We start from the raw sequence: 3,343 nt of genomic DNA, 5'->3' as shown, positions 1-3,343 counted from the left end.
GGGTTGCGGCCAACCACCCCGACTCCTCGCCCATCCACTCACGCTCGTTCCGGAACCCGGGCACTGTCACAACAGACCGCCGACCGAATCGCCAGCGTTTGGCGCGCGTTGCGGCGCCGACCTCACCACGAGCGAGGAGTTTGTGGCGGCGGACACCGAGACTCGCGAGGCGCAACGTGCGATCCTGAGGGTCATCGCCACCGGCGTCGGCGAGTTCGGCATCTACGCCGACGGTCGACCGAGCACCGTCCAGGTGCTGTCCGACATGCCGCTGCTGTCACGAGCGGCACGACAGGCGCTCGTCGACGGAGAGCACTTCGAGTGGATGCCTGCGGGTCAGGTTGACGTGAGCCTGATCGCGTCTCACAACCGCACCGGCAAGGTGGATCTGCGGCCAGGCGCTGCCCGAGAAGTTGCTCTCGGCAACACGATCGCCTTCGTGGCGCTGCAGTCAGGTGACCGGATCACTGACCTGCTGCGCGGACGCGTCAGCGTCCACACCGCGCTCGACCACTACTCCCCGCCACTGCGCGATCACGTGAGCCGTGCGCTCGGACGAATGAGGCGTCCTACTGCGACCCTTCAGGCGGTGACGATGTCGGTGGTGGATCCGGCCGCTCGAGCCGCCAAGCTCCCCGCCGTTCTGTGGCCCGAATGGACCTCACGCCTCGCACCGCGGCGCCTGGATGCGGAGATCGCCGGCGGTGCGCTGGCGGCGGCCGTGGTCTTCGTGGGCACCCGCCTCACTCACGGCTCGGCCATCACGCTCCTCGATCCCGCAGCTCAGGGACGCCAGGTCAGCCACGTCATGCGGTCTCTCGGCCGCAACGCACCCGAGGTCGACACTATCCGCGCGATCGCTCGGCTTGTCGCGTTCCTCGATGAGACCTCGACGCCGATCGACTTCGCACGCCGGCGGGTCATCGACTACTCCGGCATCCTGCCCCGCGACGAGTGGCACGAGATCTGCCGGACGGCGAACGTCCTGGCCGGCGGGGATCGGCGCTGGCAGACCGCCCGTGCGCATCTCTACGCCCTGCTCAGCGGCAATCGCGTGGCGCGGGCGCCCTTCGCTCAAGAGGCGAGCTTTCCCGCATTCACCGAAGTTCGCTCGTTCCGCGACGGATTGCCGGAGGTCGTGTCCCGTGCGCTCAACGACTCGGCGACCGCGTTCCTTAAGGCACGGCACATCGATGAGCCCGTGGAGTGGATGCCGCACCTCGAGCTGGCCGGCTTCGTCGCGGATGTCCCCGCGTCGGATGGAAGCGAATGGGCGCAAGCTCGCCCCGCCCGGGCCGTGGTGAGGCCGACCCACGCGGTCGTGGCATACTCCGCAGGGCGGTCGGTGCGAGAGATCGCCTTCGAACACGGAGTCGCCCGTCAGACCGTCAGCCGCGTGCTCGAGGACGCCGGTATCGAGACTCGCATCGGCCGACGGAGGGCTGACATCGATGTGGAGTGGCTGCGGCGCCGTTACATCGATGAGCGCCGCACTATCCCCGAGATTGCCGCCGAAGTTGGTGTGACGATGACCACGATCAACCGCCATCTCGAGGCCGCGGGGATCCCGCGCCGCGCCCGCGGCAGCGCGAGCAGAGCGACCGCGATCCGAGTTGATCCACGCGCTGGCGACTCGCCGCTGCTGCGCCGGATCCTCGTCGGACAGGACGCCACACAGCGAGCCGAACGATTCCTCATCGTCGCTCGTCACGACACGATGACAGCCGCCGCGACCGAGCTCGGAGTGACGCTGAGCATCCTCGCGAACCAGATGAGACGGGTCGGGGTGGATGCCGGTGGCCCGCTGATCCAACGTGCGTTCCGAGGTCAGCCACTCGCCCTCACCGCGCTTGGCGCCGACGTGCACCATGAGTTGTCGCGCGCCTTCGAGCTCAGCGAAGCCGAAGGTCGGGCGCGTCTGGCGGAAGAATCTCAGTGAGATCGACGCCGAGGGCCTGCGACATCGCGAGCAGAGTGCGAATCGTCGGGTTCGCCGGCGTGCCCGGCTTCGACTCGCCCTTCTCGTACTTCTGGTACGTGTACCGCGTCAGCCCCGAACGGTAGGCGACGTCCTCCTGGCTGAGACCCGCTTCGGCGCGTAGTCGCCGGAGGTTCGCGGCCAGCTGGCCGGCATAGTCGCTCCACGCAGCGTCCTCGGATCCGGTGCGCTTCGCCACCGGTCCAGCGTTCCTGTGATCGCGTGTCGGTATGGCCTAATCGGTATGGCCTCTAGTTCTAGGGTGACTAGTGGATCGCCATTGCCAGGAATCGAGGGGTGAAGAACTGCGCGATCGTCTGCCAACGATTCGTGATCCGATCACGCGCTCAACTTTTCTAGCGAGCGGCGAGGGGAACTCCCCGATGTCGGACATATGAGGGATCGTGGTGACTATGAGTTGATCAGGATCGCGAGGAAACGCCATGACCGGTAGCGACGAGCCCGATGGTTCATCCTCCGATGGCGTTCCCGCTCTCAGGGAATGGGCAGCGGATCAAGCCTGGTTGGCCGACGCGGATCGTGATCGAGCCGAGGAAAGAGTCGACCGGCTCGCCGGAGACCGCGATCTTGCGGCCGCCCTTCGCGCCGAGGGATATCGCGGCCGAAACTACGATCTCTTCGCGAACGAGATCGCTAAGTACGGCTGGGCCGTCATCCGTGGCTGGATCTACAAGAGTCAGATCCGCAGCGAGGTGAAGCGCAAAGGCTTCGGAGCACTGGAAGCCGAGCCTCGCATCGGGTCGATGATCGAAGACGCCGAGAGCTTGGCCGATGAGACGGTTGTCCTGGCGCTCAGCGCGTTCCGGGACAAGGTGCTCGTCCCTGGCAAGTGGGACCCCGCCAAAGGTGCGTCCCTGCGCACATTCTTTGTGGGCCAGTGCCTGCTGCAGTTCAGCAACGTCTACAAACGTTGGCGTCGAGAAGAGCTGCGTTCGTATGCGGAGCCGCAGGCTCCGCATACGGCGGCCTGGGCTGACGACTTCGAGGAGAGCCCGTCGACGCCGGTAGGTCCTGATGCAAGCGAAGCGGCGCAGGCGAAGGACGAGTTACGACGCGCGTTCGGGAGCATCAAGGATGAGCGTGTCCGCTCAGCGTTCTACCTGAGCGTGACGCATGGGTTCACGCACGCCGCGATTGGCGAGAAGCTGGGCATGACCGCGAAAGCGGTGGAGTCGGCGATCGCGCGAGCACGCCAGCAAGTACGAGAGAACCGGGAGTCCGCATGAGCAATGAGTTTCGGGGCAAGATCGAGCGCTCGTCCTTTGGCACCCAGAGCGCGAAGGCGGCGCGACGCAGCGTGCCGGCCAGCAAGGCGCAGTCGCTGGTTTCGAGATCGATGACGGC

Annotated in this window: 3 protein-coding genes; 2 read left to right on the top strand and 1 reads right to left on the bottom strand. The window is 66.3% G+C overall.

Features of this window, described 5'->3' with window-relative positions:
* The coding region (locus Q1V87_RS14655; protein WP_300594453.1) for a LysR family transcriptional regulator at positions 1 to 1,939 on the top strand (1,939 nt) is incomplete at its 5' end.
* Here the strand turns inward: Q1V87_RS14655 and Q1V87_RS14650 are convergent.
* Positions 1,893 to 2,177 (bottom strand): helix-turn-helix transcriptional regulator, encoded by a 285-nt coding sequence (locus tag Q1V87_RS14650; protein ID WP_300594450.1) that lies wholly within the window; start codon positions 2,175 to 2,177, stop codon positions 1,893 to 1,895. The two genes, Q1V87_RS14655 and Q1V87_RS14650, sit on opposite strands and share 47 nt — an antisense overlap.
* 244 nt (positions 2,178 to 2,421) lie before the next feature.
* Between Q1V87_RS14650 and Q1V87_RS14645 the strand changes: the two genes are divergently transcribed.
* Entirely contained in the window at positions 2,422 to 3,225 is an 804-nt protein-coding gene (locus Q1V87_RS14645) for a sigma factor-like helix-turn-helix DNA-binding protein (RefSeq protein ID WP_300594447.1), read from the top strand.
* Positions 3,226 to 3,343: the final 118 nt, after the last annotated feature.

This window comes from Microbacterium sp. (assembly GCF_030149085.1).
Classification (GTDB): Bacteria; Actinomycetota; Actinomycetes; order Actinomycetales; family Microbacteriaceae; genus Microbacterium.
This window is presented reverse-complemented; position numbering and strand designations above follow the sequence as displayed.

Coding starts and splice junctions, on each gene's coding strand:
- Q1V87_RS14645 (WP_300594447.1), top strand. CDS start 2,422: ATGACCGGTAGCGACGAGCCCGATGGTTCATCCTCCGATGGCGTTCCC.